Raw genomic sequence first — 26,386 nt, 5'->3', positions numbered from 1 at the left:
CAGAAATGCAGGTAACGACGACCGATCGAGATAGATTGGCGGACCTGGTGCGCGAGCTCGCTGTCGTGCACGGCAAGGTGACCCTGTCCTCGGGCAAGGAAGCCGACTACTACGTGGATCTGCGCCGCGCCACCCTGCATCACGAGGCGGCGCCGCTGATCGGCAAGCTGCTGCGCGAGCTGGTCGCGGACTGGGACTTCGACTCGGTCGGCGGGCTCACCATGGGCGCGGACCCGGTGGCGGCCGCGGTCATGCATGCGCCGGGCCGGCCCATCGACGCCTTCGTGGTGCGCAAGGCGGCCAAGTCGCACGGTATGCAGCGGCAGATCGAGGGCCCGGACATCGTGGGCAAGCGGGTGCTGGTGGTGGAGGACACCACGACCACCGGCAACTCGCCGCTGACCGCGGTGCGCGCGCTCCGCGACGCCGGAGCAATCGTGGTCGGCGTGGCCACGGTGGTGGATCGGGAGACCGGCGCGGACGGCGTCATCGCGGCCGAGGGCCTCGAGTATCGTTCGATTCTCGGCCTCAAAGATCTTGCCCTGGGTTAACGATTTGTTCTGAGTTAGCCTGGTCCTGGTCTTCTGTCCGACAACGAAGTCGACACGCTGTTGTGAAGGGTTGAGTCACCTGTGGTGAGCATTGCGGTCAACAAGGGTCATCAGAATGTCGCGATGCTCGGCATCGGGGCATACCGCCCCCAGCGCCTCGTCAGCAATGCCGAGGTGTGCGAGGTGCTCGACTCCACTCCCGAGTGGATCTTCGACCGCACCGGGATCAACAACCGGCGCTGGATCAGTGGCGACGAGACGCTGCGCACCATGGCGGTGGCGGCGGGCGATCGCGCGCTGAAGAACACCGGCCTCGATCGCGCTAAGATCGGCGCGCTGATCCTGTGCACCTCCAGTTGGCTCAAGCTCACCCCGCACGGCGCGCCCACCATCGCCTCGGATCTCGGCATCAATGGCATTCCGGCCTTCGACCTGACCTCCGGCTGCGGCGGCTTCGGCTACGGCCTCGGTATCGCGGCGGACATGATCCGTTCCGGCTCGGCCGAATACATCCTGGTCATCGGTGCCGAGACCATGACCGTGGGTCTCGACCCGACCGACCGCGGCACCGCCATGATCTTCGGTGACGGCGCCGGCGCGGTCGTGGTCGGGCCCGCCGAGGAGAACGGCATCTCCCCGACGGTGTGGGGCAGCGACGGCGAGAACGCCGAGGCCATCGCCCAGGACGTCGACTTCCTGGAATTCATGAACAAGGCGCAGCGGCTGCAGGGCACCGATCCGGCGGTCGAGCCCGTCGGCCGCATGTCGCTGCACATGGAGGGCCCCAAGGTCTTCCGCTGGGCCGCGGTCACCCTGCCGCGCGCCCTGTCCAGCGCCATCGAGGTGTCGGGCGTGGCCAAGGAGGACATCGAGGTGTTCATCCCGCATCAGGCCAATGCCCGAATCAACGAGCTCATGAAGAAGAACCTGGGCCTGGCCGACGACATCCCCATGGCCAATGACATCGAGAACACCGGCAATACGTCGGCGGCCTCGATCCCGCTGGCCATGGAGGAGATGCTGGTCACCGGCAAGGCCAAGGGCGGTCAGCTGGCGCTGCTGCTCGGCTTCGGCGCCGGCCTGTCCTACGCCGGTCAGGTCGCGGTGCTGCCGCCGGCTCCGGCGGAGCCCAGCTTCTAGTCATGGCCGGACCGTTTCGCGCCGCGTTCGCCGGCGCCGCGGCGGTGACGGTGTTCGGCGCCGTCACCGGCCGCGACAAGCTGCAATGGCTCGCCAAGCCGCTCATGATGCCGCTGCTGGCGGCGGATGTGGCGGTCAACGGCTCGGATCTGGATCCCGCGGATCGCGCGGTGCTACTGGGCTCGCTGGCCGCCGCGACGGTCGGCGACGTGCTGCTTATAGAACCGGACAATGACCGCCGATTGATCGCGGGCGCATCATCTTTCGCCGTCATGCAGACGGGTTACTCGTGGCTGTGGTGGCGTCGTGGGGCGCGCCCGCGCCCGGCAATCGCGGGTCAGCGACTCGCGGCCTGGCTGGGCGCGGCCGCGCTCATGCGAGCCAAGGCTCCGGCAGTTGCCCTGCCGCTCACCGCCTATGGCGCGACCTTGGGCTCCGCCGCCACCCTGGCCTCCGATCCGGGCCTGGCCGCGGACGCGAAAAACATTGCGGGCCTGAATATCCCGAACTCCGATCCGCGCAGTCGCCTGGGCGTGGGCGCACTGCTGTTCACCCTCTCCGACGGACTCATCGTGCTCCGCAAGATCTTCGCGCGCACCGAGCGCTCGCGCCGCGTCACCGAAGGCGTCATCCTGGGCACCTACGCGGCGGCGCAATACCTGCTCGCCGACCCCCGGGCACACCGCCGCTAGTCCGCTCTCCGATCGATCACGGATAGCAGTCGTAGCTTTCCTGCCGCAGAATTCGGCCCGCGTCGTCGTAGGTGAGGAACATGGCCACATCGGCCTCCAAGACATCGCCCGGTTTGTGGTCTTGCAATTGCTGCGCCAGTACGCCGGACCACCGAAGTTGAACTGCGACACGGTTTTCCACGGCGATCGTGTTCTGGATGTCGTAGCGCTGCGATGCGAACAATCGCGCTCCGGCAATGGACGCCTCGAGCATCGCGTTCAAGGCGCGGGTGCGGCCGGCCGGCACTACACGGCTGGGGTGTTCGACTTGGACGGCGTCGGGGTGGAAGAACGGGCGCAGTTGATCACCGGTGGCCCCGCTTTCCAGAGCCGCCATCAGGTCACGGGCTTTGTCGTCGAAGTGCGTCATATGCACAACTGTAGTTGTTCAACTATAGTTGTGCATATGGGTGATGTAGCACTGGAAGGGCTCGACATCCCGACCCTGGTCATGCTCACCGGTGAAGCGGTGAGCGCCAAGGTGATCGAGCAGATGCATGCCGCCGGGTTCGCCGATATCCGCCCGGCGCACGGCTTCGTCTTCCAACATCTGATCGACCGCAATCCCACCGTCGGCGAGCTCGCCGAGCAGCTGGGCATGACCCAGCAGGGCGCATCGAAACTCGTGGTCGAGCTCGAATCATTGGGCTACGTCACCCGCAACGCCGACCCCGCCGACCGCAGGGCGCGACGCATCACCCTCACCGAACGCGGAACCGCCTGCATCACGACCGCGCGCCGGGCGCGCGCCAAATCCCAAGCAGCCCTTGCCCGACGGCTCGGTGAACCCGGCCTTGCCGCTCTCACAGCCGGTTTGGTCGCCTTCGCCGAACAACTCGGGATAGCGGAGGCGGTCCGTCACCGGACAGTGAAGCTGCCACCGCACGAACGGTGATTCCCGACCATAAGCACTGGCCTGAACGGTCAACACACCCCGGAGTTTGGCGGTTTCCCGCCAAATCCATCGCGTTAGTGTCCGCCCAGGCCGACGCCTTTGCTGCCAAGCTCATCGCTGTTGGAGGCGAGCGACAGGGCTGATCGCAGCCCCGGGGGCTACTTCATGCATGCCTTCTCGTTGTAGGCGACGATCCGCTCGAGAACCGTCGTGTCGAACTGAGTGGAGGGGACGGCGCCGGAGTTGAACCCGCGCTGCGTCCAGACGAAGAACGCCTCGGAGCCGAGACCGGACAGCGCACCGCTGGAGGTGACCTCGGAAGCGTTCTTGTCGAATCGCGCGTCCATCTCGTAGCCGGACCGCGCCTCGCCGCGATTCTTGTGGGCGGTGGCCTGCAACAAGAATCCGGCCAAGCGGCTCGTGCTGGTGGATTCGTTCGCCGCATCGCAGGTGAGCACAATAGCCGACCGATAGTCGCTCGGCTCGCGGGATAGGCTGCGGAATCAGTTGGGGTGGTTGAATTCCCCGTCAGTGACACCCGCTGTGAAGGCGCTCCACTCGCCGGGCGTGAAAATTAGCGCCGGGCCGGTCGGGTTCTTGGAGTCGCGGACGCCGACGGTGCCACCATCGAGGAATGCGACCTCGACGCATTCGCCGCCGCCCTGGCTGTAGCTGCTCTTGAACCAGTGCGCACCGGACAGGTCAACGTCCACTCTCGTGCTCCCTTGCTATCTGCCTGAGCATCTGTCGGCTGTCGTTGCCGTCGAGTGCCCCGTTCTTCAGACGATCGAACGACCGCGAGAAGTTGGCCACGTCGTCCGCGTCCTCAATGTACATGTTGCCCACGATGCCCTCCAGGAACACAACAGGGGGCTCTACCGGCTCTCCGGGTGCCGAGTCTCCGTATTGGAGCAGAACGAATGGGGGCATCGACGTGCCACCCGGAAACCCGGCCTCGAAGGGGAGTATTCGCAGTTCAACATTGTCCTCGGTCGATCGATCCGCCAGATGCCGGAGCTGAGCGGCCATGATGTTCCGACTGCCTGTGACCCGGCGCAATGCGGCTTCGCCGACAACGGCGTCCAGCGAAACCGGTTGGGTTCGTCGAGTGATGATCCGCTGGCGCTGCATCTTCAACTGCACTCGCCGTTCCCATTCTTCGGGGGAATCGTCTGGCCAGATATGACTGACGAGTGATCGATCGTAGTCCGCGATCTGAAGCAGGCCAGGTACCAGATCAGGCTGATAGGTAACGACTTTGGATGCAGCGGCCTCGAGACCCACGTAGACATCGAAGTCCTTGGGGATGAGGTCGCCGTACTGATGCCACCAGTTCTTCACATTGGCCTGCTTCGCCAACCCGACCAGGCCGGCGGTGAGATCCTCTGGCACGCCGTACAAGTCGCACGCGGCCTGAATGTCCCGAGACTTGATCCGAGAGTTCTCGCCCTTCTCCAATCGCCCGAGACTGGTTGCCCCCATTTCCAATAGCTGGGCGGCCTTGGTTTGCGTGTATCCGGCGCGATTGCGCCACTCCAGCAGATAGCGACCGAGCTGACGGCGCGGCAGTGTCGATCCAGCCTCAGCGATTGGCTGTGTCATTGCAATCCTCCGTTGCGGGGAGGTCGGATTCACCATTGCGGTGAAATCGTCTCACCTGGCGCGGAGGTCATGCAGGGGTTTCGCGGCAGTTTCCCCGGAGCCTCCGATTCGGTGGGCGTGTCGTTTCTGCGGGGTGTGCCATTGAGGTGCGCCCGGTGCTGTTCATCCGCAACCATCACCAGACAGAACGGACACATCATGAAATTCCGGCCAACCGCGATCGGCTACATCCGATCCGACATCAGCGGCATCAGGCAGGCGTGGGACGAGACGGAGGTTCGCAGCACGGCGGCGCTGCGCGGATTCGACTTCGCGAAGATGATCGTCATCGACGGGCGGACCGGAAAGCCTTTGCTCGCGGGGCTGAAGGCCACCATTGCTCGCATCCCGGTGGAAGCCGTATTCGTGCCGAGCACAATGCATTTCGAGTCTGCGACCATTCCTCGCGAGCTGCGGCGGCTGGTGGACGTGTTCACCGTGAGTCCCGAGAACACCTACACCCGGACCGGTCCCGATGGAAGCCGATGACGCGCTCGCGCTGATCGGCGGGGAGCGAGCCGCCGGTTGGCTTCAGTACCACGACGGGTCATGGGCGCCCGTCTGGCGGGACGGGCGCATCGGCTCGCCGTTCACCTTCGCCGAGTTGATCGAGCTGGCCGTCGACGATGTCGCGGCGTTCGAGTCCGGACCGGTCGATCAGTCCTGAATCTGCTGTCACACTGCACTTCTGGGGGTTGCCGAGCTCCGCCTTGCCGACGGTTACCCGTTCCGGCGGGTGCCCCTCCACAATCTGCATCGGGTGCGTGAGCGGCACCTGGCCTAGCGAGGGTGCCGCCCTGCTGGATCACCAGGCAGTAGTCAAGTCGGCGTGCTGGCGAATCCAGGCGTGCATGGCAATACCGGCGGCGACACCCGCATTGATGCTGCGGGTGGAGCCGAATTGGGCGATGGAGACGGTCAGGGTGGCGGCTTTCTTGGCCGCGTCGGTGACTCCCGGGCCCTCCTGGCCGAAGAGCAGCAGGCAATTGCGAGGCAGCTGGGCGGTTTCCAGCGGCACGGAGCCCGGGACATTGTCCACCGCCACTACGGTGAGATCCTCGGCCGCCGCATACTCCAGCAACTCGTCGATATCGGTGTGGTGCCGAATGTGCTGATAGCGGTCGGTCACCATGGCGCCCCGCCGATTCCAGCGCTTGCGTCCCACAATGTGGACGGCCGCCGCGGCGAAGGCATTCGCGGTGCGGACCACGGTGCCGATATTGGCGTCGTGGCCGAAGTTCTCGATGGCCACGTGGAAGGGATGTCGGCGGCGATCGATATCGGCGACGATCGCCTCGCGGGTCCAGTAGCGGTAGGCGTCCACCACATTGCGGCGGTCCCCGTGCGCGAGCAGTTCCGGATCCAGACGCGGATCCGCCGGCGGCTCCGTGCCGAACTCGTCGCGCCACGGCCCGACACCGTGCGGATGCTCACCCCACTCGGTGGGACCGGGAGCGAGCGATTCGTCGGAGGTCGGGATGGGACTCACCCGGACCAGCCTAATGGGCTGGTCAGTAGCTGCTCGAGCCGCTGTCCAACAGGATGGAGATCAGGATGGCCACGCCGTAGAGAATCATCAGGCAGGTGCCGACGATCCCGCAGACGTACCCCGCCGTCACATTCCCGCGCCCGCCCAGCATGCCGCCGGACTGATCGATCTCCCGGCGCGCCTTGTGGCCCATGATCCAGGCCACCGGGCCCAGCAGCTGGCAGCAGGTCAGGCTCAGGATGCCCAGCACCAGAATGGTGACGGCCTGTGGATGGTCCGCCGGCGGCCGGTAACCCGGAAACGGCTGCTCCGGGTACGGGTTGTACTGGTATTCGGGATAACTCACGGCCGCATCGTATTTCGATGCGGGTGCGCGGGGCGAGCCGGACGACCGGGTCAGGCCGAGGTGGTACTCGCGAAAGCGCCCAGGACGAGGGCGGCGAGCACGACCAGCAGGCCCAGTGCGAGCAGCGCGGTCGCCACGATCCCGCAGATGTATCCGGCCTGCACCATGCCGCGTCCGCCGAGCCCGCCCTGCGCGGTATCGATCTCGGTGAGCGCCCGGCGGCCCATCACCCAGGCCACCGGGCCCAGGAACTGGCACAGCACCAGACTCAGGATGCCGAGGATGAGAATGATGGTGGCCTGTGGATGATCCTGCGGCGGCATACCGTAGTAGCCGGGTGGCGGCGCGTTGTAGCCCGGCGGCGGCGAGTCATACGTCATAGGCATGATGCTAGGTGGTGGTGCCAGCACCACCGGGGATTTCCGAGCCTGCTCCCTCGCGCTCGCAACCCCTGGCAAACAACGATGGAGACCATGAGCGAAACCGCCGACCAACCCACAGTCGTGCTCGAGATGACCGAACCGGTACCCGAATCCACCGTGCGCACGGGCCCGGCCGCCGTGCTGCGCGCAATCCTCACGGCCCCCTTCCAGGCGCGCACCTGGAAGGAATTCGCCTATCTGGTGGTCGCTTTCGTGCTCGGCTGCCTGGCGGTCTGCTACCTGTTCCTCGGTATCGGCGGCGGCGTGTACCTCTCGATCTTCGTGGTCGGCCTGCCGATTCTGGCGGTGATCATCCTGGGCGGGCGGATCTGGGGCGCGGTCTACCGCGCGATTGCCCGCGGCTTACTGGACATCGACGTGGCGGCGCCGGCGGACTTCCGTCCGGACCCGGGCTTCCTCGGCTGGTTCAAGAGCGTGTTCACCGATCGCACCAGCTGGCGGGCGCTGCTGTTCCTGCTCACCCAGGCGTTCATGGGCGTGCTGCTCGGCTACTTCGTGCTGGTCGCCATTGCGATGGCCGTGTTCACCGCCATCTCCCCTATTCCCTGGGTGCTCGTGCATCCGATCAATGTCGACGAGAACGGCGTCGAGCACCACTCGCTGTTCCAGTTCAACGACACCTATATCGAAACCTGGCCGCAGGTCCTCGGCGTCGCCGCGATCGGCGTGGTGCTCTGCCTGTTCCTGCCGTGGCTGGTTCGCGGCGTCTGCTGGGTGCAGCGGTGGCTGACGGTGCTGCTGCTGGGCCCTACCGCGCGTGATCGGCGGATCACGGAACTGCAGGAGAGTCGTCGCGCCGCCGTCGACGACGCCGCCGCCACGCTGCGGCAATTGGAACGCGATCTGCACGACGGCACGCAGGCGCGCCTGGTCACCATTGCCATGACGCTGGCCCGCGCCGAGGAGCGCCTGGCCGCCGGCGGGGACGCCGGCACCCTCATCGCCGATGCCTGCGCCGGTTCCAAGGAGGCGCTGACCGAATTGCGCGAGCTGGTGCGCGGTATCCATCCGCCCGCCCTGGACCTCGGGCTCGAGCCCGCCCTGCAGACCCTGGCCGCGCGCTGCGCCATCCCGGTGGAGCTGGGCGTCATGCTGCCGCAGCGGCCCAGCCCGGCCATCGAGGCCATCGCCTACTTCTCGGTCGCGGAGCTGCTCACCAATGTGGTGAAACACGCGGGCGCCACCCGCATCTGGGTGTCGGTGCTGCCCACCGGGACGGACATGATCGCGGTGAGCGTGCGCGACAACGGCACCGGCGGGGCGCTGCAACCCCTGGACAGCACCGTGGAACGCGCTGTCGGCGGCGGGCTTTCGGGGCTGGCGGCGCGGGCGCGCGCGGTGGACGGCTATCTGCTGGTCGACAGTCCGATCGGCGGGCCTACCGTGGTCACCATGACCCTCCCGCTGGCGGGACCGCAATGAACGCCCCGCTCCGGGTGATCGTCGCGGAGGACAATGCCATCCTCCGCGACGGCCTGACCGCATTGCTGGCCGAGCGCGGCTACCAGGTGCAGGCCGCGGTGGGCGATGCCGCGGCGCTGCGCGCGGCGGTGGCCGAGCATCGGCCCGATGTGGCGGTGGTGGATGTACGCATGCCGCCCAGTTTCACCGATGAGGGCCTGCTGGCGGCCCTGGAACTGCGGCGCAGCCATCCCGAAACAGGCGTACTGGTCTTTTCGCAATGGATCGAAACCCGCTACGCCACCGAACTTCTCGCCGCCGGCGCCGGCGGCGTCGGCTACCTGCTCAAGGACCGGGTCGCCGATATCGGCGATTTCACCGATGCCCTGCGCCGCGTCGCCACCGGCGGCACCGCCCTCGATCCGGAAGTGGTGAGCCAGCTCATGGGCGCTGCCCGGCAACAGGATTCGCTCGCCCGGCTCACCCCGCGCGAGCGCGAGGTGCTCGAGCGCATGGCGCAGGGGCTGTCCAATGCCGCCATCGCGGAGGCGCTCACGGTGACCGAGCGCGCGGTCGAAAAACACATCGGCAACATCTTCACCAAACTGGAACTGCCGCCCTCGGATATGCATCACCGGCGCGTGCTGGCGGTTCTGCGGTTGAAGGGGTGAAACGTCGCTGCGCGGTTGCGGAGCGTGGAAGACTGGCTGCATGACCCGGTCGAGTTCCGCGGAATTGCTGAAAGCTGTTGCGTACTGGCCTGATCACCTATTGACCCTCGCGGAATGGTCGGCGCTACCGGAGCTGCAGCGCGGGCAGGCCCGCGAATTGGTGGACGGAGTGCTGGTCCTGGCCCCGCAGCCGCCGCGGCATCAGTTGGCAGTGTGGCGGCTGGCCGCCCAGCTGGAGCGGGCGCTGCCGCGGCGCGTCGCGGCCCTGGCGCGCATCGAACTGGTGGTGGACGAGGGGACGCCGCCGACGGTGCGGGTGCCGGACGTGCTGGTGGTGGGCGGTGCGGCCGGGGCGGCGCACGCCACCCGGGTGCGGCCCGCGGATGTGCTGGCCGCCATCGAGATCCTTTCGCCCGGATCGCGGCGGGTGGACCGGATCATGAAGTTCGCCGAGTACGCCGAATGCGGCATCGCGCACTACTGGCTGCTGGACATCCAGGGGTCGGTGCGGCTGACCGCGCACAAGCTGCAGGGCACCCGATACGAAATGACCGGGCAATACTCCGGGCAGGTGACCCTCGATCTCGACGGCATCGCCCTGCCGCTCGATCTGGATGCGCTGATCGCCCTCCGTTCGCCCGCCTGACCTCGTGTGATCCGCCACCGGGCGGGGTATACCGGACTATCCTGGAATTCCGGAAGCCGTGGTTTGGAGGTCGTCATGGACCACGCGCGCATGCTCCGCACAGTGCTCGGCGTGACCGTCGCCTACGTCATCGCCCTCGCGGTCTGGCTCGGCTGGCTGATGCCGCTGACACCGCCCGGCACGCTGCCCGTCCAGGTGATCACACTGGTCGGCTTGTTCGGATCCTTCCTCGGCATCGGAATGCTCCTGGCTCAGCGCCCCACTCGGGCGGACCGCCGACTGCTGCGGCACGGGCTGGAGGGCTGGGCGACCATCGAGGGCGTGCATCCGCTGCTGCCGACCGACCACTGCACCGAGCTCACCGAACTCGATCTGGAACTGGTCGTGCCGGGCTCGGAGACCTATCACGGCACGGTCGTCTTCGATGTGGAACCGGTGGTGCGGCCGAAAATCACTGTGGGCGGGACGATCTCGATCCGCGTGGATCCGCGCAACCGCGATCGGATCATGATCTGCCTCTGAGATCGGAGCACCCGCCCCGTCATTCCGGCGTGCTCTTGGCCGGAATCTGCAGGCCGCAGGTGTGGATCCCGGCCACAAGCACGCCGGGATGACCAGGGCAGCCTGCCCGTTTTGCCCGTCAAGAGCCGTAGCATCACAGCCCATGACCACCGCTATGCCCGAGAGTCGTAAGGACGCGGACCAGGAAGCGCCGCTGCTGCTCGACACCGAGCCGCCGCGCACGCTCAGCTTCGCCGATCAGGGGGCGTTCTGGTTCAACCTCGGCGTCAGCCTCATCGGCTTCAGCGGCGCGGCGTATGTCCTGTTTCCAACCGGCCATCCGCCGCTGCCGATCGCCGGGGCATTGCTGGCCACCCTGCTGGGCACCCTGGTCGGCACGGCCATGGTCGCCGGCGCCGGCATGGTGGGGACGCGCACCGGAGCCCCGGCCATGGCGGTGCTGCGCGGGCTGTTCGGCACCAAGCTCTCGTATCTGCCGACGATCGCCAATATCGTGCAGTGCATCGGGTGGGGCGTGTACGAGCTGACCGTCATCGCACTGGGCGTCTCCGCGCTGGCCGACGACCGGGTGCCGCACGGGCTGGTGATCGTGGCCGCGGGGGTGCTGTCGACCGTCATGGCCATCTGGCCGCTGCGGGTGCTGCACATCCTGCGCAAGTACATCACGATCGCCGTCGGCATCGCGCTGGTCTACTTCTCGGTTCAGCTACTGCGGCAACCGATTCCGGCGCCGGAAGATACCGACTGGAGCGGATTCTTCCCCGCCGTGGACACCACCCTCGCCGTCGCGGTGTCGTTCGTGCCGCTGGCCGCCGACTACACCCGGCACTCGCTGCGGGCGCGCACCGCCGCCGGAGCCACCATCATCGGCTACTCGACGGCTCAGATCTGGTGCTATTTCCTGGGCATTCTCGCCATCCTGCAGGCGGGCGGGGACGCCACCAAGATCTTCGACACCTTCCTCGGCGTCACCGCCGGCTGGGCCTTCTTCGCGGTGCTGGTGCTGCGCGAGGCGGATCAGTCCTTCGCCAATGTGTATTCGACGGTGATGTCCATTCAGAACCTGCTGCCGCGCATCGACCGCCGCGTCCTGGCCTTGGGCGTGGGCACGATCGTCACCCTGCTGGCGCTGCCGGTGCGCGACTTCAGCGGATACGCCAACTTCCTGTACCTGATCGGCTCGGTGTTCGTGCCGCTGTGCGCCGTGCTCATCGTGGACTACTTCTTCGGCAGCGGCCGGCACGGCTGGAACCTCACCCAGGACGCGCCCGCGCGGCCGCTCATGCTGCTGCCGTGGGCCTGCGGATTCGTGACGTATCAGCTGCTCAATCCGGGATCCATCAGCTGGTGGGCGGACTTCTGGACCAAGGTGCAGGACGCCACCGGGATTCACGCGCAGTGGTGGACGTCGGCTTCACTGTTCTCGTTCCTGGTGGCCGCGGCCGTCACCGGGATCATCGTGTTCGTCGAGCGCCGGAGGGGCTGAGCGAATGACGGGGGACCGGGTTTTCGGGATGGGCTCGGATCCGCTGGTCGACCCCGACTGGCCGCCGCTGTCCGCGGCCGAGGTCGGGGCGCTGCTCGGCGGGGACGCCGTCATCGAATGGCGCAGTCCCCGGCCGCTTTCCGCCACCGCGCGGGTGCGGACGGGCGACGGCGAACCCGTGATCGTCAAACGCCTGCCGTGCACGCTGCGGGACGCGGCGGCGCTGGGCGAGGAACACGGTTTCATGAATCACCTGCGCGAGCGCGGGATTCCGGTTCCGGAGGTGCTGCGCACCCGGGAAACCGGCGAATTCGTCTACGAGGTACAGGAACTCGGCAGCGGCGAGGATCTCTATCGCGGCGCCTTCTCCTGGTCGCCGTACCTCTCCCGCGCCCAGGCCGAGGCAGCCGGCCGCATGCTCGCCCAATCACACCTGGCCGCAACCGGTTACGACGCTCCCCCGCGCCCGCCCCGCCCGCTTCTGGCCAGCTTCACCGTCTTCGCCTCCCTGGATCCTATCGGCGCCATCGAACGGCTCGCCGCGACCCGCCCCGACCTCGGCATCTTCCTCACCTCACAACGCTGGCGCGCCGATGTCGAGCGCCTGCAACTGCCCTTCCACGCCCGCCTCTACCCCTGGCTCGACGAACTCGAACCACTGTGGACGCACAACGACTGGCACGGCACCAACCTGCTGTGGACCGGCGAAACCCCGTCGACGGTCATCGATTTCGGCCTCTGCGACCGCACCACCGCCGTCCACGACATCGCCATCGCCCTCGAACGCAGCGCCGTCGACTGGATCTCCCTGCGCGACGGCGGCCCGGCGCACGTGCAATTCGAACAGGTGGAAGCCTTCCTGACCGGCTACGAATCCCTCCGCCCACTCAGCGTCATCGAATCCCTGGCCCTGCCCGAACTCGTCCCCCTGGTGCACGCCGAATACGAGCTGTCGGAGATCGACTACTTCCTCAGCGTGGTCCCCGGCGGCAACCCCGACAATGCCGAAATCGCCTACCGGGACTACTTTCTCGGCCACACCGCCTGGTGGGCCGGAGCCGACGGCGACGCCCTGCTGTCCGCCCTCCGCGCGCGCTGAGCCCCGCCAGGCGTCGATTGGGTCAGCCCGCGGCGATTCGTGACTTCTTGACCTTGTTGCCGCAGGTGTTCATCGAGCACCAACGGCGGTTGGCCGCCCGGCTGGTGTCGAGGAACAGTCCCGCGCATCCGGGGCCTTCGCAGTTCTTGATGCGGGCGCGGTCGGGGCCGCCGAGGATGTGGATGGCATCCGTGGCGAGGACCCCGAGGGCGTCACGGACCGGGGTCGTCTTCGTCAGGTGCCACCCTGCGTGTTCGTGTTCCAGCACGGCCTTCGCGTGACCGGCGGCAGCCATCATGTTGAGTGTGCGGACATCCTTGGAATCTGGTTGTCCGCCTGCGGCGATCGCCGAACCGATGTGGTAGATCGCCTCGCGTAGTTCGATGGCATCCGCCAGATCGCCCGGCGACACGTCGGCGACATCGAGCCCGGTAGCCCCTAGCCACACCTTCAGTCGTGCGGGGTCGGCCAGGCGTTCTCGCGGCGTCAGGCCGCCGCGATCGCTGACGGTGGCGGTGAACCGGAACGCCAGGACTTCGTTGTCCATCCGGAACACACGACGTACATCCCCGGTCATTCCATCCTCCGCAGTGAGCGACAACACGCGACGAACCGCTTCAGACGGTTCTTTGTGATCGTAGCCCCATGGCATGCTTGAACCTCTTTAGACGGTTCAAGGGAAGGGGTGCTGAAGTGAGCAGCATTGCGGTCATCGGTCTGGGAGCCATGGGGAAACCCATCGCACGCAACCTCGTGAAGGCCGGTCACGACGTCTTGGTGTGGAACCGCTCCGACGGGCCCGCGAACGAACTCGTCGCACTGGGTGCCCGTCGTGCCGCATCGGTCCCCGAGGCCATGCGCTCGCCAGTGGTCTTCTCGGTCCTGTCCGACGACCGGGCCGTCGCCGAAACGTTCATCGACTCCGGCGTCCTCGCCCAGACCCCGGGCGGAACTGTTCACGTCAACCTCGCCACGGTGAGCACCGACCTGGCCCGCCGGGCCGCGATAGCGCACGCCGAGCACGGTGTCGGATATGTCGCGGCACCGGTCTTCGGCCGTGTCCCGGTGGCCGAAGCCGGAGCGCTCAACATCCTCGCGGCCGGTGAGCCTGCGCTGCTCGACCGCGTGCAGCCGTTCTTCGACGTAATCGGCTCGCGGACATGGCGACTAGGCGATCGTCCCGAGCAAGCCAACATCGTGAAGATCCTCGGCAACTACCTGATCGCCTGCGCGATCCAGTCACTGGGCGAGGCCGTCAGCATCGCCGAAGGCGCCGGTGTCGACTCCGCGCAGCTGGTCGAACTACTGACCTCAACGCTCTTCCCCGGACCCGTCTACACCGGCTACGGATCGATGATCGCCGAACGGCGCTACCAGCCCGCCGGATTCACCACAGCCCTGGGCCGCAAGGACCTCCACCTCGCACTCGACGCAGCGACCCACCAAGGCATTCCGCTCCCCATCGGTCAACTACTGCGTGCCGTCTTCGATGAGGCCATCGCCAACGGTCACGGCGCGGACGACTGGGCGGTCATCGCGGAACAGCAGCCGCGGTGATCGAACGGCGACGCCTTACTCACTGCCTGCGCTCCCGCTGAGGTCCGGCGGCCTGGGCGGACACTAACGCGCCGGATTCGGCGGGAAACCGCCAAGTTCGAGGGTGTATTGACCGTTCAGGCCGGATACAGCGGCGGTTCCGAGCGTCCTCTGACATGACAACACCTCCCACTTCCCCACCATGTACGGCTGGACGGGATCGCACGGCCATCGAATGCGATCCCCTTTTCGCCGCCATGCGCCGCCCCGAGCTGCGCCCCATCGCCGGCCGCATGACCCGAGCCAGCGAGTCCGCCATTGCCCGCTGCACCGATCCGCTGACTGCCCGCACCGCCGCCGCGGTCGACATGGGCATGACCGCTCCTGACCCACCCGGCGTCGACGAGGTCACCGCCGTGCTCAATCGCCTACTCGGCACGGCGGGTGCAGGTACGACGAATGCTGCGTCCGACCGGGCAGCTGAAGTGTAGTGCGAGGGGCAAGCCATACGGTCGGATGGCCTACCCCTCGCGACTATGTCTTTAGACCATTGCCGCCAGAGCTTGCACGAAACTGCAGCCGATGATCAGAACTGCAGCGACTGCAGTGAACGCAACTGCGACAGACGCCGGAATACTTTGGCTTCGTGCTCGAAGTAGCAGGTATGCGCCAAAACCACAGACAATCCCAATCAGGACCATCACGCCGAATATGAAGGCAATAGTTCCTGCCGACAGATTCATCAAACTTACGCTCCCTTCAACATTCCTGAATCTTCTGCGCATTTGGGGTTTGGAGACCGTGAACCTTCAGCGTGACCATCGATCGGCAAATCTTCAGTCGCGCCCGAACCTCCACCTGACGGTGGAGGTTCGGGGAGTACTACAGCACATCGGACGCCCTGGATCAATGCCTGCTCAAGGTTGTCCAGTTCTTGCTCATCAGCCATTGGACGCCTCTATCCAAATGTTGTCCAAACAACCGATATCGCAGCAAACTTTTCGTCCAAACCAAAAATTTTAGCGAACTCAAAATCAGCCTCTACCTGCATATTTGAACGTTTTGGACGACACCGTACCTTTCGGTTCCTTAATTCTTTCAAATTTGCCTGTTGCTACCTATCCTCAAGCCTGATTCGATTTGACCGAAGCCGATCGTGACTGCACGCCTCCGCGTTCGGCGTCGCTTCCTCCGGAGAGTCATCACGCGCATTTGGGGATGTGATCGAAGCAATGGTGGAATCTGTGGGCCCTGTCGGCAAGCGGAGGCCCACTCTAATCAACTCGATACGCCCTGCGAGCGGCAGAATCTCAGTGATCGGATCCGGTGAATCGAAAACGGTCAACGCACCTTCGCACCCGATGAAGGGAGCGCGCGTAGCTGCAGCCCTCGTCTGCAGCTACGCAGCATTTGATACTTGGTAATATTCGATTAAGCGTGAGGCGGAATTCTGGCGTGATCGATCCAACCGCGGGTGCGAAGAGGAACACTGTCCCCGACAGGAAGCGGCTCGGTTGGGCTGAACACGATGTTGGGAACTCTCGTGCTGTGCAGCAGTGGGTACCGTGCTTGACGAGCCTCGGCGATGTCGAGGATGCGGTGGGCGACCCGCTGCTTGGCCGCATCACGGAATTCTTTGGCGCTGGTTCCGGGGCGAATCTGTCTTGCCTCGGCCTCCTGAACTCGGTAGATGACTTGAGCGAAGATGCGAGCGAGTTCTTCTTCAGCACGGTGCGCGGCGCCCCACGTAGCGAGTTCCGCCGCTTCCCGCAGGCGCGATTCTCGGGTTTCGCTGAGCTCGACAATGCGTTGAGGGACGAAAATTTCGTGCGCTTCTCTGATCCCCGGAACATCGAGGAGGGCCACCGGAGGCTGGGATCCAGGCCGCGAGAGGACACGTCGCGCGGCCACGTACTCCTTGGGGCCTATTGCGAGAGTGGTGGGCCAGCGATCCGGCCCCAGGTACAGCAGCTGGCGGGGGCCAGCGTATACACCCACGTTCCCGCCTGTGGTGAAGATGATGTCTCCAAGGTATGGCCGTAACCGCTTCTCCGGGAACGAAACTACAGGCATCTCGAAGGTGTTCGAGGGTAGGGCGACTCCGATGTTGGCAAAGAGGGCGCGCACGAAGTCGGTTTGACTTCCGTCGAACGGTGTCGTTGATCGTATGGTGCCGGCCGCTTCCAGTGCTTGGATGCCCGGCGGCGCAGGTAGAGGTGCCGAAGGCCAGCAAAAGCGTCGGACAGCTTCAGGTACGTCGGTACCGTCCGTCTCGGCGGTGCCCTTCTGCACCAACTTCACCTCGGGGTTGTCGGCATTGCCGGTGAGAACCGTACTGGCGCCGAGGTAGAAGCCGGAGCTTCGGCTTCTGCTGAGGACAACAATGTCACCGCGCCTCAGCTTGCCGTTGACGGCCTCGCCCATACGAGCCTGCCCCCGCAGGGTAGCCGGAAGATATTCCCCTCGGCGGGGAAAGTCCTCAAACGCAAACGCCATGGACACCAACGCTGGACCGCTTATTCCGTCTGGATCAGCCCTGGTCTTGACTAGTTTCAGGGCTACCTTCAGCGCGTTCTCACCCGGCGATGGGACGTGGATCCCGACGTGGTGCAGCGCAAACCTGCTGCGTAAGGACTCCGGTGCCAATTCACGCAGGATCGCACGGCCATTCGGCCAGCGTCGCTGGATTTCCGTCATCCGATTGACGGCGACCTGCACGTGCGTAGGACTGAAACCGCAGATCCGCAGGAAAACCTCGAGGTGATTGGTGGAAGGCCAACAGTCATATCCAGAACCACCAGCGTAGTTTGCGGCCGTAGTCCGCTGGAACAGTCCGTTGGCTCGCGCCGCGATCTCGTCCAAAGTTAGTCCGGATCGCTTCTTCGCCGCCCTCGTCATATCGAAGAACTCCGCGCGTACGGCGGGATAGGACTCCTCGTCCAGGTCCAGCACGAGGTTGAGTTTGCGAGCGATCTGCGCAGCTTCTGCTGCCGTGGCACTCATGAAGGTGCGCAACGGCCGCGATCGGCGATGTCAATCGCGGGTAGTCGTCGCGCGCGCACTCGGACGGACTGTGTTCTGACCGCTCTGCGGGTTGAGGCAAGGCCGGATACCGAACTGATCATCTTCGAACTCCTTGTTGGTCGAAACCACGGCTTTCGACGACACGAAGCCACTCCCAGGGTGATGTCGGGTCGGTGCGAGCTCATACCGGCTACGGCGACAACGCTGTCGAGCTTGGGGCGATCTTCGTGTGCCTGTGGAACACTTCCGAGCACTCACTGCGCACAAACAGCCGGGTGCGCAAATGCGACCCGGCTCACCGACGAGCGCCACCGGGCGCGTGTACGGCCAACGTGAATAGCTCGGAACCGTCTCCAAGCGTTACAGCGGCCCGGCAATCTCGACGCAACGATGATCTTCGGATTCCAAGTGGCCATTCAAACCCTGTCCAAACCCAGTGCTCAGCGCTTTCACTGCAGGTTGATCGGTACTTCCAGACCGGTTTATAACGATCGAATAACAGTGATCTTGGTGGCATCTTAGGCCGAGGGCGCTCAGGAAACTGCTCGTTCGAGTCGAGACATGATCAGGGAAGTAACGAGGAGAAACGCCCAGCTGATTCCGCTCAGATCAATCACAGGTGAGCGCACCGGCTTGTGTGGTGCGCTCGTCGCGGCGTTGTGCGCTCAGTCCACCTTGGCGTGCATCAGGTAGACGTTGTAGTCGCTCCAGGTGGACATGGTGAAGTACAGGTCGTTGCCGGTGGACCACGGGTGGATGAAACCGCCGTAGAGTTCCGGGAATTGCAGGGCGCTCACCGTGACGGCGCTGGGGGACCAGATGCCTTGGGGTGAATCCGATTCGCGGATAACGAGTCCCGCCTTCGCCGTGTCGAGATAGCTCATCTGCCATACGTCGCGGGTCTCGTCGTAGCGGACGGAGAGTTCGGCGGCGGGGGCCTCGGCGATGGCGGAGGCCACGTGCTGGCCGCCGACCGGGGTCCAGTTGCCGTCCACCCAGTACTGGTAGGCGGTCTTGTTGAGGACCTGGTCCTTCGGCACGCGCGCCAGGCCGACCGAGCCCAGGCGGGTATTGGCGGTGCCGAACATATAGACGTGGTCGCCCTGCGGCACCATCGAGGTGACCTGGAAGTTGGCCACGCCGAAGATGTTGTCCCACTGGGCGTGCGGGTCCTTGGTCCAGGTTTCGCCGTGGTCGTCGGAGTAGGCGATGCCGCCGTAGTTGGTGAACCAGGTGCCCGGAATGCTGTTCCAGGTGCGGATGGACATGTAGCTCATGTACTGGCGGTCACCGATGGCGAAGCCCGAGGTGGGAATCGTGGTGATCTCGATATTGTCCAGCTTCTTGCTGCTCAGCAGTTCCACGGCGTGACAGCGGCTGTCGGTGACCATGCGGTCGAAGGTGACGCCGTCGGTCAGGTCGCGGTCGGTGCTGAAGGCGAGCAGGTTGGAGCGCCAGTCGTCGCCGAAGCCGCCGGGCGGATGGAAGTTGGCGCCGACAGTGTCGCCGAAGGCGATGGCCACCTCGCCGGGCTTGCTCTCCCAGAAGATGCCCAGGTCGGTGCCCATGACCTGCCAGCGCTTATCGGTGCGGTTGATGGAGTTGGCGCCGGTCAGCTTGGCCACCTCGCGCACCTGGGAGACCTGCGGCAGCGCGCGGGCGGGTGACTGCGGGGCGGTTTCGACGGGCGGATCCGCCGGTTCCGGGGCGGGCGGCTTCTCCGGCTCGTTCGGATTGGGGAAGGCGAAGTGGAAGGGCTGCGGCCGCAGGATGAGCTGCGGGATCCCCAGCTGCTCGAAGACGCTCGGCGGGCGCGCCGGCCCGTCGGTGAGGTCCGGGCAGGGATTGACGCAGGGGTCCGCGGGCAGCTCCATCTTCACCCGGGTCCGGTTCTCCGGCGGCGGGCCGGGATCCACGGTGATGACCGGGTAGTTGATCGGCACCTCGAGCGTCCTGGGCACGATCGACTCGTGCACCGGCGCCGGATCGGACTTACACGGGCCCACCCCGGGAATCGCTGCTGTCGCATCGGATTCCGGCGGTAGCGCGGTGGCGATCGGACGGTTCGCGGACACCAGCATGCCTGCCCCGAACACGACCGCTCCCACAGCGGCCACGAGCCGCTTGGCCATGCATTCAACCTCTCGATATTTCGGGTCGAACCGGACACATCCGGCCCACGACCCTACCCTCGGCTGCGGGCGAACCCCCGGCACTCGCCCAAGATCAACCGAATCGAGACCTAGCAGACGACAGCAAGCTCACTGCGCACCGAATTCAACAGGGCAGCAGCCTAATACAGCGTGCACACCGTCGCAGGGAAGTCACCGTCCCGCCGACCGGGCGACTCGCCGCCCCGGACTAGTCGAGCGCCTCGAAGATCAGCACGGTCGCGCCGATCCGGATGGCGTCCCGATCGGCCAGCACCGCGGCCGAATCGATGGGCTCTTCCTTGATGTACACCCCATTGGCCGAATGCAGGTCCTTGATGATCAGTCCGGCCCTGCTGGGGGTGATCTGGGCGTGATAGCGGCTGGCCTTGGGGTCGTCGAGAACCAGGTCGTTATCGGTCATGCGGCCGATCTTCATCCCGCTCACGCCGATCGGCACCACCCGCCCGTCGGGCAGCCGCAGCTGTCCCCGCCGCACCGCCCGCGGCATCTCGGTGACGGTCTCGGTCATGGCCTTGGCGATCCGGTTCACCTCGGCCAGCTGCGCGGTGGGCAGCGATTCCTGCCGCAGCACCCGCTGTTCCAGATCGATGAGCGCCGGTCCGGGATCGATGCCGAGTTCGTCGTCGAGCACCTGACGCACCCGCCGGCACGCCTCCAGCGCGTCGGCCTGCCGCCCCGAGAGATACAGCGCGGTGATCAACTGCGCCCACAGCGGTTCCCGCAGCGGATGCGCATTGGTCATGGTGAACAGCTCGCTCACCACCGACTGGGCACGCCCGCAAGCGATTTCGGAGTCGATGCGCGCGGAGGCGACCAGCAGCCGTTCCTCGTCCATGGCGGTGGAGAAGCTCTCGGCGAAGGAGAGCCCCGAGAGATCGTCCAGGGCGCGCCCGCTCCACTCGGCCAGCGCCGCGCCGTACAACTGGGCGGCCGCCTCGTGGTCACCGGCTCCGGCGGCCTCGCGGCCGGAGCGGCGGACCGCCTCGAACCGCCCCAGATCGCATTCGTCGTCCTCGATTTCCAGCCGGTACCCGGAGGATTCGGTGCGCAGCAGCGCCGCCGGGTCCAAGCCGGCGGTGCGCAGCGTCTTGCGAATGTTCGAGACGAACACCTGCAAACTGGCCTGGTACGAGTCCGGCGGATCGTCGTTCCAGACGATATCCGCGAGCGCCTGCGAGGACACCGCTCGCCGCCGGTTGACGGTGAGGGCGGCGAGCAGGGCGCGCGGCTTCGGGCCGCCGACGGCCACGGGCCGTCCGGCGACCAGCAATTGCACGGGGCCGAGGACCCGCACATCCACAGTCATTGCCACCTCAGGTGAAGCCTGCATCGCCCCCGAACATTCCGGGCACGACACTCGCCGCTCTCATTGCATGCGGGATTCCACCGCGCGCGGCGGTGAAATCCCGACTGCACGAGCTTACTTGGCGCTGATGGAACGACCAGCCGACTTCAGGTCGTTGCAAGCTTCGACGACGCGGGCGGCCATATTGGTCTCCGCCTTCTTCAGGTAGGAGCGCGGGTCGTAGACCTTCTTGTTGCCGACCTCGCCGTCCACCTTGAGCACGCCGTCGTAGTTCGAGAACATGTGCGCGGCCACCGGGCGGGTGAAGGCGTACTGGGTGTCGGTGTCGACGTTCATCTTCACCACGCCGTAGCGCAGCGAATCCTCGATCTCCGACTTCAGCGAGCCGGAACCGCCGTGGAAGACGAAGTCGAACGGCTGCGCGTCGGCGCCCAGGCCCAGCTTGGCGGCGGCCACGCGCTGGCCCTCGGCGAGCACCTCGGGCTTGAGCTTCACATTGCCCGGCTTGTAGACGCCGTGCACATTGCCGAAGGTGGCGGCCAGCAGGTACTTGCCGTTCTCGCCCGCGCCGAGCGCGTCGATGGTCTTCTCGAAGTCCTCGGGCGAGGTGTAGAGCTTGTCGTTGATGGCGTTCTCGACGCCGTCCTCTTCACCGCCGACGACGCCGATCTCGACCTCGAGGATGATGTTCGCGGCATGGCACTGCTTGAGCAGTTCCTTGGCGATCTCCAGGTTCTCGTCGATCGGAATGGCGGAGCCGTCCCACATGTGCGACTGGAACAGCGGGTTCTGCCCGGCCTTCACGCGCTCGGCCGAGATGGCCAGCAGCGGGCGGACGAAGCCGTCCAGCTTGTCCTTGGGGCAGTGGTCGGTGTGCAGCGCGATGGTGATGTCGTACTTGGCGGCGACGACATGCGCGAACTCGGCCAGCGCGACCGAGCCGGTGACCATGTCCTTCACACCCAGGCCGGAGCCGAATTCGGCGCCGCCGGTGGAGAACTGGATGATGCCGTCGCTGCCCGCATCCGCGAAGCCCTTGATGGCCGCGTTGATCGTCTCGGACGAGGTGCAGTTGATCGCGGGGAACGCGAAGGAGTTCTCCTTGGCCCGAGCAATCATCTCGGCGTAGATCTCCGGAGTCGCGATGGGCACAATGACCTCCGTTGTGTGTGCTGCGTACAACAAATTCTGTCAGGCCACACCATAGGCCAGTCCGGTTTTCCACCGGCAATGGCCTCGGAATACCCGACAAGTTTGTGAGGTTGGTTCAGGGTTCGGTGTGATGTGCGAATCACCGGTACTGTGGTGGCCGTGACCTTGCTGGCCGCTTCCGAGACCGTGACGACCACTCTGGCGATGCCCCAGATTCTCGATCCCATGTACCTCCTGACGGAGTCATGGCTGAAGAACGCGGTCTTGCCGGCCATCCTGGTGATCGTTTTCATCGAGACGGGGCTGTTGTTCCCGCTACTGCCGGGCGACTCGCTCTTGTTCACCGGCGGTCTGCTCGCGGCGCAGCCGAACCCGCCGGTCTCCATCTGGGTGCTCGCGCCCGCCGTGGCGCTCACGGCCTTCCTCGGCGACCAGTGCGCGTACTGGATCGGCCGCAAGGGCTTCGGGCCCGCCCTCTACCACCGGGAAGACGGGCGTTTCCTGAAGAAGAAGTACATCACCGAGGCGCACGAGTTCTTCGAGAAGTGGGGCCCGGCCGCCATTATCCTGGCCCGATTCGTCCCGATCGCCCGCACCTTCGTGCCGGTGCTCGCGGGTGTGTCGGCCATGAGCTACCGCAAGTACGTGGCCTTCGACATCGTGGGCGCCATCCTGTGGGGCGGCGGCGTCACCGTGCTCGGCTACTTCCTGGGCAATGTGGCCGTCATCCGCGACAACATCGAGGCCATCTTCCTGGTCATCGTCTTCGTGTCGGTGCTGCCGATGATCGGCTCCGTCGCGCGGGCGTTGCTGGGTCGTCGCCCGGCCGCCGCGGCCGCCGACACCGCTGAATCACCCGCACGCACCAACGAACACACCCACTGAGAAATTGACCGCCACCCCGCTGAACCTCGCGATGGGCGGTTTCAACCCGCTCGACACAGCCGGGCCCGCGCTCGTCTGGACGATCGTGCTGACCTTCGTCTTCCTGGAGTGCGCGCTCATCATCGGGCTGTTCCTGCCCGGTGACTCCATGCTCATCACCGCCGGCGTGGTGCTGGCCGCGCATGCCACCGGCGAGGCGCAGGTGTGGGCGCTGTCGGTCGGCGCCATGATCGCGGCCATTGCGGGCAATCAGGTCGGCTACGTGATCGGCCAGCGCACCGGGCATCACTTGGTGGCGCGCAAGAACGGCAAGTACATCAATACCCGCAACCTCACGCGGGTGGCCGAACTGCTACACCGGCACGGGTTCCTGGCGGTCCTGGTGGCGCGCTGGATTCCGTGGGTGCGCACGCTGTGCCCGCTGGTGGCGGGCGCCGCGGGCATGGAGCACCGCAAGTACACCATCGCCTCCACCATCGGGGCCATCATCTGGGCGCCGGTGCTGCTGCTCATCGGCTATTACGCAGGCAGTTTCATCCAGGACATGTCCTGGCTCATGCCCGCGGTCATCGGCACGCTCGTGGTGGGCCTGATTCTGGGCACCATTGTCGGAATTCGGCAGTACCGCCTGGAAATGGCGCGCCCCGCCGAGGATTTCGACCTGGACACCGAGACGGTGCCGCTCCCCAAGGTGCACCGGCACAACGCCTGAGCGTTCCGCCGACAACCCGGCCCGAGCGTTCGCCTACAACCCGGCGGCGGTCACAGTGTGTGCCGCCTCCATGAGCTTCCAACCGGAAAGCTGCACCGACAGATCGCGTTCCGGGCTGCGCGAGGATTTCACCGAGCCGCCCGGGGTACTGTGGCCCGCGCCCTTGATACCGGGCAGCTGGGCGGGTTGCCGCCAGTCATGGCCGAAGAGCGGTTCGCCCTCCACATCGAGCCGGTTCTCCCACGCGGCCTTGGCCGAATTGCGGACAATGGCGGCGGCCGACCGGCGGGCATTGACGTGCTCGGGCTCCTCACCGGGCAGCATGACCGCCGTCAGCGCCAGATAGCGGATGAGGATCCCGTTGAACAGGCCACCGTCGCCACCCCCGCCACCGGCCACGACGCCGCCGGCGACCAGGCTCTCCTCGACGGCGGACAGTAGTCGCAGCGCGCGCTCGACATGCCGGGTATCGCCGGTGTGCACGGCCAATTCGGTCTCCAGCCCCAGCACCACGCCCTGGCAATAGCTGTAGATCGGCGTCTCCAGTTCGCCCGAGGGCAGGTGGATGCCGTCGAAGATGAGACCGCTCTCCTTGTCCCGCAAGGTGTTGTCGATGAAGTCGGAGATCTCCTGGGCGCGGGCGTAGCGGCCGAGCCGCGCCATCGCGATGCCCACCGGGCCATTGGCGGGGGCATTGAAGAAGTCGGATCCCTTGCGCCACGGCACCGCGCCGAACCGGGGGTCGAAACCGTCGTAGAGCTCTTTGTCGAGGATGGCCAGCCCGCGCCGCACCTCCTCGATGCCCTGCGTGCGCTCGGCCCGCTCCAAAGAGATTGCCAGCCAGGCCATATCGTCGTAGTAGTTATTGGTCCAGCCGCGCATATTGCGTATTCGCACGCCCTTCGCGACCGCCGGAATGCGGCGCTGCCGCGCGGGCGTGGGATGGCGATTGGCGGCGTCGACCGCGCAGTCGATGAGATGCGCCTGCCACCAGTAGTGCCAGGAGGTGAAGGTCCGGTCCCGTTTCGTCGGCGGCCATCCCACCACCCCGAGTGAGGTGCCCGGAATGCCCCATAGCGATCTCAGATGCCGGGATACGATCGCGGACTCCGCCAGATCGGCACGCTCCGCCCAGAGCGCGGCGGTCGGCTCGGTATTGCGCCCGGTCCGCGATGTCATAGGACATATGGTGCCAGTCGGGCAGTGCCCTCCGTGGCTGATTTGTTACCTCGACACGAAGGCCGGGTGACGGGAGCAGCCGGGCTAGGACAGCCGGACCTCGGCGACGGCGCGGCCGAAGAGCTTCTTGCCGTCGGAGGTGGCGCCGAGAACGACGGTGGCGGCGCCGGATTCGGCGTCGATCGACTTCACCTTGCCGGTGAATTCGACAATGGTCGGGCTGGTGGGCTCGACCGGGACGAAGCCGGACATGCGGACGCTGAACTTGGTGAGCGCCGACGGGTCGCCCAGCCAGGAGGTCAGGTAGCCGGCGGTGAGGCCCATGGTCAGCATGCCGTGGGCGACCACGGTGGGCAGGCCGACCAGCTTCGCCGCGGTGTCGCTGAAGTGGATCGGGTTCGGGTCGCCCGAGACGCCGGCGTAGTTGACCAGGTCGCCGCGGGTGACGGGCACCTTGGCGGCGGGCAGTTCGGTGCCGGCCGTGACGGCGGCGGCGGTCGGGACGGTGTGCACCGGGCGCGCCGCGGCGGGGGCCGGGAAGTCGGCGACCTCGTCCGGGGCGAGCAGGATGAGATCGCTCGGGGCGTCGGACAGGCCGTCGGAGACGTGGCCGTGCATGACCACGCCCGCCACCGTCTGCACGGTGTCCGGATCGATCTCCACGCCCTTGCGGGCCACGATGGTGGTGGTCGAGACCAGCACCGGCAGGCGCTCGGCATCGGCCAGGGTCACCTTGATGGTGATGAAGTCGTTGTCGCCGTAGCTGCGGATGTTCTCCACGACCACGTCCACCGACAGGCGGTCACCGGCCAGCACCGGGCGGTAGTACTCGAAGATCTGATCGGTCTGCAGGATTTGCGACACGTCGTACTCGGTGAGCACGGTGCCGATCAGCGCGCGCGTGGTGGCGGCCCCGATGACGGACGCGAAGGTCGGCGACGCCAGCAGCGCGTCGTACCCGAGCTCGGCGGCGCCTGCCTCCTGATGATGGGCGGGGTGATCGCACCGCACCGCGCGAGCGAATTCCCGGATCTTCTCGCGGCCCACGTCGTAGTGATCACGGACTCGAAAGTGCCGGCCGACCAGTTCGGCGGCGGTGGTGGCGGCGACCGCCTCTGCCGTCTCCGGCATGGTGTTCTGCTCCCTGCATTCGAAATCTGGTGGGCCCACGCCACTTCCGTGTCCACGCAAACAACGGCAGGGGAGCCGCCATGGCGCGGACGTGCCGTCGTGGCTGGCCCAGACAATCCGGGCCATGCTACCGGCGGACCGGTCCGTTGACCAGGGGCTTGTGACCTTCATCGCGGCCCCGGCCCGAATGTGTCCCGCCCCGAATCCGGGCAAAACGACTCGCGCA

General features: G+C 66.1%; 30 protein-coding genes. 16 read left to right on the top strand and 14 right to left on the bottom strand.

All coding sequences use genetic code 11. The features are described from left to right. Positions 1-5: 5 nt before the first annotated feature. The 3 genes from pyrE (at position 6) to ACFVIV_RS16865 (ending at position 2,383) form a co-directional block, all read left to right on the top strand. Positions 6-551 (top strand): orotate phosphoribosyltransferase, encoded by a 546-nt coding sequence (gene pyrE, locus ACFVIV_RS16875; RefSeq protein ID WP_379197143.1) that lies wholly within the window; start codon positions 6-8, stop codon positions 549-551. A gap of 81 nt (positions 552-632) precedes the next feature. Beyond that, positions 633-1,691 carry a beta-ketoacyl-ACP synthase 3 gene (locus ACFVIV_RS16870; protein ID WP_379197141.1) on the top strand — a complete coding sequence of 353 codons (1,059 nt, stop codon included), beginning with the start codon at positions 633-635 and terminating at the stop codon, positions 1,689-1,691. Positions 1,692-1,693: 2 nt separating this feature from the next. After that, the gene (locus ACFVIV_RS16865; RefSeq protein WP_379197139.1) at positions 1,694-2,383 is read left to right on the top strand and encodes a lysoplasmalogenase; all 690 of its coding nucleotides are present in this window, start codon (positions 1,694-1,696) and stop codon (positions 2,381-2,383) included. A gap of 16 nt (positions 2,384-2,399) precedes the next feature. Here ACFVIV_RS16865 and ACFVIV_RS16860 read toward each other — a convergent pair whose 3' ends face one another. Then, positions 2,400-2,792, bottom strand: a complete 393-nt coding sequence (locus ACFVIV_RS16860; protein ID WP_379197137.1) for a nuclear transport factor 2 family protein — start codon at positions 2,790-2,792, stop codon at positions 2,400-2,402. Between the two features lie 36 nt (positions 2,793-2,828). On the opposite strand from ACFVIV_RS16860, the gene ACFVIV_RS16855 reads away from it, so the two are divergent. Beyond that, positions 2,829-3,317: a MarR family winged helix-turn-helix transcriptional regulator gene (locus ACFVIV_RS16855; RefSeq protein ID WP_379197135.1), complete on the top strand. Its 489-nt coding sequence runs from the start codon at positions 2,829-2,831 to the stop codon at positions 3,315-3,317. A gap of 158 nt (positions 3,318-3,475) precedes the next feature. Here the strand turns inward: ACFVIV_RS16855 and ACFVIV_RS16850 are convergent, their stop codons facing one another. From ACFVIV_RS16850 to ACFVIV_RS16840, 3 genes are all read right to left on the bottom strand, one after another. After that, positions 3,476-3,730, bottom strand: coding sequence for a hypothetical protein (locus ACFVIV_RS16850; RefSeq protein WP_379197133.1), 255 nt, complete (start codon positions 3,728-3,730; stop codon positions 3,476-3,478). Positions 3,731-3,820: 90 nt separating this feature from the next. Beyond that, the gene (locus ACFVIV_RS16845; RefSeq protein WP_379197131.1) at positions 3,821-4,030 is read right to left on the bottom strand and encodes a DUF397 domain-containing protein; all 210 of its coding nucleotides are present in this window, start codon (positions 4,028-4,030) and stop codon (positions 3,821-3,823) included. Next, a complete protein-coding gene (locus ACFVIV_RS16840; protein WP_379197129.1) occupies positions 4,020-4,919 on the bottom strand; it encodes a helix-turn-helix domain-containing protein in 900 nt (299 codons plus the stop codon). The genes ACFVIV_RS16845 and ACFVIV_RS16840 overlap by 11 nt, the downstream gene beginning before the upstream one ends. 198 nt (positions 4,920-5,117) lie before the next feature. Here ACFVIV_RS16840 and ACFVIV_RS16835 point away from each other — a divergent pair, with 198 nt between their 5' ends. Continuing rightward, positions 5,118-5,447: a hypothetical protein gene (locus ACFVIV_RS16835; protein ID WP_379197127.1), complete on the top strand. Its 330-nt coding sequence runs from the start codon at positions 5,118-5,120 to the stop codon at positions 5,445-5,447. After that, positions 5,434-5,625, top strand: coding sequence for a hypothetical protein (locus ACFVIV_RS16830; protein WP_379197125.1), 192 nt, complete (start codon positions 5,434-5,436; stop codon positions 5,623-5,625). The genes ACFVIV_RS16835 and ACFVIV_RS16830 overlap by 14 nt, the downstream gene beginning before the upstream one ends. A 138-nt stretch (positions 5,626-5,763) precedes the next feature. Here ACFVIV_RS16830 and ACFVIV_RS16825 read toward each other — a convergent pair whose 3' ends face one another. The 3 genes from ACFVIV_RS16825 to ACFVIV_RS16815 are packed head-to-tail and all read right to left on the bottom strand — an operon-like array spanning position 5,764 to position 7,173. Beyond that, positions 5,764-6,447, bottom strand: a complete 684-nt coding sequence (locus ACFVIV_RS16825) for a TrmH family RNA methyltransferase (protein WP_379197123.1) — start codon at positions 6,445-6,447, stop codon at positions 5,764-5,766. 22 nt (positions 6,448-6,469) lie between these two features. Further along, complete coding sequence (locus ACFVIV_RS16820) at positions 6,470-6,793, bottom strand: DUF4190 domain-containing protein (RefSeq protein ID WP_379197121.1); 324 nt, start codon at positions 6,791-6,793, stop codon at positions 6,470-6,472. A 50-nt stretch (positions 6,794-6,843) separates the two neighbouring features. Further along, positions 6,844-7,173 carry a DUF4190 domain-containing protein gene (locus ACFVIV_RS16815; protein WP_379197119.1) on the bottom strand — a complete coding sequence of 110 codons (330 nt, stop codon included), beginning with the start codon at positions 7,171-7,173 and terminating at the stop codon, positions 6,844-6,846. A 93-nt stretch (positions 7,174-7,266) separates the two neighbouring features. Between ACFVIV_RS16815 and ACFVIV_RS16810 the strand changes: the two genes are divergently transcribed. The 6 genes from ACFVIV_RS16810 (at position 7,267) to ACFVIV_RS16785 (ending at position 13,061) form a co-directional block, all read left to right on the top strand. Further along, positions 7,267-8,658, top strand: a complete 1,392-nt coding sequence (locus ACFVIV_RS16810) for a sensor histidine kinase (RefSeq protein WP_379197117.1) — start codon at positions 7,267-7,269, stop codon at positions 8,656-8,658. Beyond that, on the top strand, positions 8,655-9,308 hold the full coding sequence (locus tag ACFVIV_RS16805; protein ID WP_379197115.1) for a response regulator: 654 nt from the start codon (positions 8,655-8,657) through the stop codon (positions 9,306-9,308). The genes ACFVIV_RS16810 and ACFVIV_RS16805 overlap by 4 nt, the downstream gene beginning before the upstream one ends. Before the next feature lie 40 nt (positions 9,309-9,348). Beyond that, positions 9,349-9,954 (top strand): Uma2 family endonuclease, encoded by a 606-nt coding sequence (locus ACFVIV_RS16800; RefSeq protein ID WP_379197113.1) that lies wholly within the window; start codon positions 9,349-9,351, stop codon positions 9,952-9,954. 75 nt (positions 9,955-10,029) lie between these two features. Beyond that, complete coding sequence (locus ACFVIV_RS16795) at positions 10,030-10,476, top strand: hypothetical protein (protein WP_379197111.1); 447 nt, start codon at positions 10,030-10,032, stop codon at positions 10,474-10,476. A 142-nt stretch (positions 10,477-10,618) separates the two neighbouring features. Further along, entirely contained in the window at positions 10,619-11,962 is a 1,344-nt protein-coding gene (locus tag ACFVIV_RS16790) for a purine-cytosine permease family protein (RefSeq protein ID WP_379197109.1), read from the top strand. A gap of 4 nt (positions 11,963-11,966) precedes the next feature. Then, complete coding sequence (locus tag ACFVIV_RS16785; protein WP_379197107.1) at positions 11,967-13,061, top strand: phosphotransferase enzyme family protein; 1,095 nt, start codon at positions 11,967-11,969, stop codon at positions 13,059-13,061. Between the two features lie 22 nt (positions 13,062-13,083). Here the strand turns inward: ACFVIV_RS16785 and ACFVIV_RS16780 are convergent, their stop codons facing one another. Further along, on the bottom strand, positions 13,084-13,713 hold the full coding sequence (locus ACFVIV_RS16780; RefSeq protein ID WP_379197105.1) for a CGNR zinc finger domain-containing protein: 630 nt from the start codon (positions 13,711-13,713) through the stop codon (positions 13,084-13,086). On the opposite strand from ACFVIV_RS16780, the gene ACFVIV_RS16775 reads away from it, so the two are divergent. Together ACFVIV_RS16775 and ACFVIV_RS16770 are read left to right on the top strand one after the other, a co-directional pair. Continuing rightward, positions 13,707-14,618 carry an NAD(P)-dependent oxidoreductase gene (locus ACFVIV_RS16775; protein ID WP_379197103.1) on the top strand — a complete coding sequence of 304 codons (912 nt, stop codon included), beginning with the start codon at positions 13,707-13,709 and terminating at the stop codon, positions 14,616-14,618. The genes ACFVIV_RS16780 and ACFVIV_RS16775 overlap by 7 nt on opposite strands. A gap of 155 nt (positions 14,619-14,773) precedes the next feature. Beyond that, positions 14,774-15,088 carry a hypothetical protein gene (locus tag ACFVIV_RS16770; protein WP_379197101.1) on the top strand — a complete coding sequence of 105 codons (315 nt, stop codon included), beginning with the start codon at positions 14,774-14,776 and terminating at the stop codon, positions 15,086-15,088. 940 nt (positions 15,089-16,028) lie between these two features. Here the strand turns inward: ACFVIV_RS16770 and ACFVIV_RS16765 are convergent. From ACFVIV_RS16765 to fbaA, 4 genes are all read right to left on the bottom strand, one after another. Next, entirely contained in the window at positions 16,029-17,600 is a 1,572-nt protein-coding gene (locus ACFVIV_RS16765; protein ID WP_379197099.1) for a hypothetical protein, read from the bottom strand. 686 nt (positions 17,601-18,286) lie between these two features. After that, the gene (locus ACFVIV_RS16760; protein WP_379197097.1) at positions 18,287-19,753 is read right to left on the bottom strand and encodes a DUF4185 domain-containing protein; all 1,467 of its coding nucleotides are present in this window, start codon (positions 19,751-19,753) and stop codon (positions 18,287-18,289) included. A gap of 229 nt (positions 19,754-19,982) precedes the next feature. Continuing rightward, a complete protein-coding gene (locus ACFVIV_RS16755; protein WP_379197095.1) occupies positions 19,983-21,101 on the bottom strand; it encodes a BTAD domain-containing putative transcriptional regulator in 1,119 nt (372 codons plus the stop codon). Positions 21,102-21,215: 114 nt separating this feature from the next. Continuing rightward, positions 21,216-22,253: a class II fructose-bisphosphate aldolase gene (gene fbaA / locus ACFVIV_RS16750; RefSeq protein ID WP_379197093.1), complete on the bottom strand. Its 1,038-nt coding sequence runs from the start codon at positions 22,251-22,253 to the stop codon at positions 21,216-21,218. Positions 22,254-22,457: 204 nt separating this feature from the next. Between fbaA and ACFVIV_RS16745 the strand changes: the two genes are divergently transcribed. Both ACFVIV_RS16745 and ACFVIV_RS16740 read left to right on the top strand, forming a co-directional pair. Beyond that, positions 22,458-23,138, top strand: coding sequence for a DedA family protein (locus ACFVIV_RS16745; RefSeq protein ID WP_379197439.1), 681 nt, complete (start codon positions 22,458-22,460; stop codon positions 23,136-23,138). Between the two features lie 31 nt (positions 23,139-23,169). Beyond that, complete coding sequence (locus ACFVIV_RS16740) at positions 23,170-23,850, top strand: DedA family protein (protein WP_379197437.1); 681 nt, start codon at positions 23,170-23,172, stop codon at positions 23,848-23,850. 33 nt (positions 23,851-23,883) lie between these two features. Here ACFVIV_RS16740 and ACFVIV_RS16735 read toward each other — a convergent pair whose 3' ends face one another. Further along, complete coding sequence (locus ACFVIV_RS16735; protein ID WP_379197091.1) at positions 23,884-25,029, bottom strand: glycoside hydrolase family 76 protein; 1,146 nt, start codon at positions 25,027-25,029, stop codon at positions 23,884-23,886. 84 nt (positions 25,030-25,113) lie between these two features. Continuing rightward, entirely contained in the window at positions 25,114-26,160 is a 1,047-nt protein-coding gene (locus ACFVIV_RS16730) for a fused (3R)-hydroxyacyl-ACP dehydratase subunits HadA/HadB (RefSeq protein WP_379197089.1), read from the bottom strand. Between the last annotated feature and the right edge of the window lie 226 nt (positions 26,161-26,386).

The organism is Nocardia sp. NPDC127526 (assembly GCF_042672265.1).
In the GTDB taxonomy this organism is placed as follows: domain Bacteria; phylum Actinomycetota; class Actinomycetes; order Mycobacteriales; family Mycobacteriaceae; genus Nocardia.
The sequence above is the reverse complement of the archived record's forward strand: the minus strand, read 5'-3'. Positions and strand labels throughout refer to the sequence as shown.

What these genes read in the sequence shown, in the direction of transcription:
- ACFVIV_RS16860 (WP_379197137.1), bottom strand. Translation starts at nt 2,792, where the DNA reads ATGACGCACTTCGACGACAAAGCCCGTGACCTGATGGCGGCTCTGGAA.
- ACFVIV_RS16755 (WP_379197095.1), bottom strand. Translation starts at nt 21,101, where the DNA reads ATGACTGTGGATGTGCGGGTCCTCGGCCCCGTGCAATTGCTGGTCGCC.
- ACFVIV_RS16775 (WP_379197103.1), top strand. Translation starts at nt 13,707, where the DNA reads ATGGCATGCTTGAACCTCTTTAGACGGTTCAAGGGAAGGGGTGCTGAA.
- ACFVIV_RS16795 (WP_379197111.1), top strand. Translation starts at nt 10,030, where the DNA reads ATGGACCACGCGCGCATGCTCCGCACAGTGCTCGGCGTGACCGTCGCC.
- ACFVIV_RS16745 (WP_379197439.1), top strand. Translation starts at nt 22,458, where the DNA reads ATGCCCCAGATTCTCGATCCCATGTACCTCCTGACGGAGTCATGGCTG.
- ACFVIV_RS16765 (WP_379197099.1), bottom strand. Translation starts at nt 17,600, where the DNA reads ATGAGTGCCACGGCAGCAGAAGCTGCGCAGATCGCTCGCAAACTCAAC.
- ACFVIV_RS16780 (WP_379197105.1), bottom strand. Translation starts at nt 13,713, where the DNA reads ATGCCATGGGGCTACGATCACAAAGAACCGTCTGAAGCGGTTCGTCGC.
- ACFVIV_RS16840 (WP_379197129.1), bottom strand. Translation starts at nt 4,919, where the DNA reads ATGACACAGCCAATCGCTGAGGCTGGATCGACACTGCCGCGCCGTCAG.
- ACFVIV_RS16735 (WP_379197091.1), bottom strand. Translation starts at nt 25,029, where the DNA reads ATGACATCGCGGACCGGGCGCAATACCGAGCCGACCGCCGCGCTCTGG.
- ACFVIV_RS16740 (WP_379197437.1), top strand. Translation starts at nt 23,170, where the DNA reads ATGGGCGGTTTCAACCCGCTCGACACAGCCGGGCCCGCGCTCGTCTGG.
- ACFVIV_RS16835 (WP_379197127.1), top strand. Translation starts at nt 5,118, where the DNA reads ATGAAATTCCGGCCAACCGCGATCGGCTACATCCGATCCGACATCAGC.
- ACFVIV_RS16800 (WP_379197113.1), top strand. Translation starts at nt 9,349, where the DNA reads ATGACCCGGTCGAGTTCCGCGGAATTGCTGAAAGCTGTTGCGTACTGG.
- ACFVIV_RS16805 (WP_379197115.1), top strand. Translation starts at nt 8,655, where the DNA reads ATGAACGCCCCGCTCCGGGTGATCGTCGCGGAGGACAATGCCATCCTC.
- ACFVIV_RS16730 (WP_379197089.1), bottom strand. Translation starts at nt 26,160, where the DNA reads ATGCCGGAGACGGCAGAGGCGGTCGCCGCCACCACCGCCGCCGAACTG.
- ACFVIV_RS16785 (WP_379197107.1), top strand. Translation starts at nt 11,967, where the DNA reads ATGACGGGGGACCGGGTTTTCGGGATGGGCTCGGATCCGCTGGTCGAC.
- ACFVIV_RS16810 (WP_379197117.1), top strand. Translation starts at nt 7,267, where the DNA reads ATGAGCGAAACCGCCGACCAACCCACAGTCGTGCTCGAGATGACCGAA.
- ACFVIV_RS16790 (WP_379197109.1), top strand. Translation starts at nt 10,619, where the DNA reads ATGACCACCGCTATGCCCGAGAGTCGTAAGGACGCGGACCAGGAAGCG.
- pyrE (WP_379197143.1), top strand. Translation starts at nt 6, where the DNA reads ATGCAGGTAACGACGACCGATCGAGATAGATTGGCGGACCTGGTGCGC.
- ACFVIV_RS16865 (WP_379197139.1), top strand. Translation starts at nt 1,694, where the DNA reads ATGGCCGGACCGTTTCGCGCCGCGTTCGCCGGCGCCGCGGCGGTGACG.
- ACFVIV_RS16770 (WP_379197101.1), top strand. Translation starts at nt 14,774, where the DNA reads ATGACAACACCTCCCACTTCCCCACCATGTACGGCTGGACGGGATCGC.
- ACFVIV_RS16815 (WP_379197119.1), bottom strand. Translation starts at nt 7,173, where the DNA reads ATGACGTATGACTCGCCGCCGCCGGGCTACAACGCGCCGCCACCCGGC.
- ACFVIV_RS16855 (WP_379197135.1), top strand. Translation starts at nt 2,829, where the DNA reads ATGGGTGATGTAGCACTGGAAGGGCTCGACATCCCGACCCTGGTCATG.
- ACFVIV_RS16760 (WP_379197097.1), bottom strand. Translation starts at nt 19,753, where the DNA reads ATGGCCAAGCGGCTCGTGGCCGCTGTGGGAGCGGTCGTGTTCGGGGCA.
- ACFVIV_RS16830 (WP_379197125.1), top strand. Translation starts at nt 5,434, where the DNA reads ATGGAAGCCGATGACGCGCTCGCGCTGATCGGCGGGGAGCGAGCCGCC.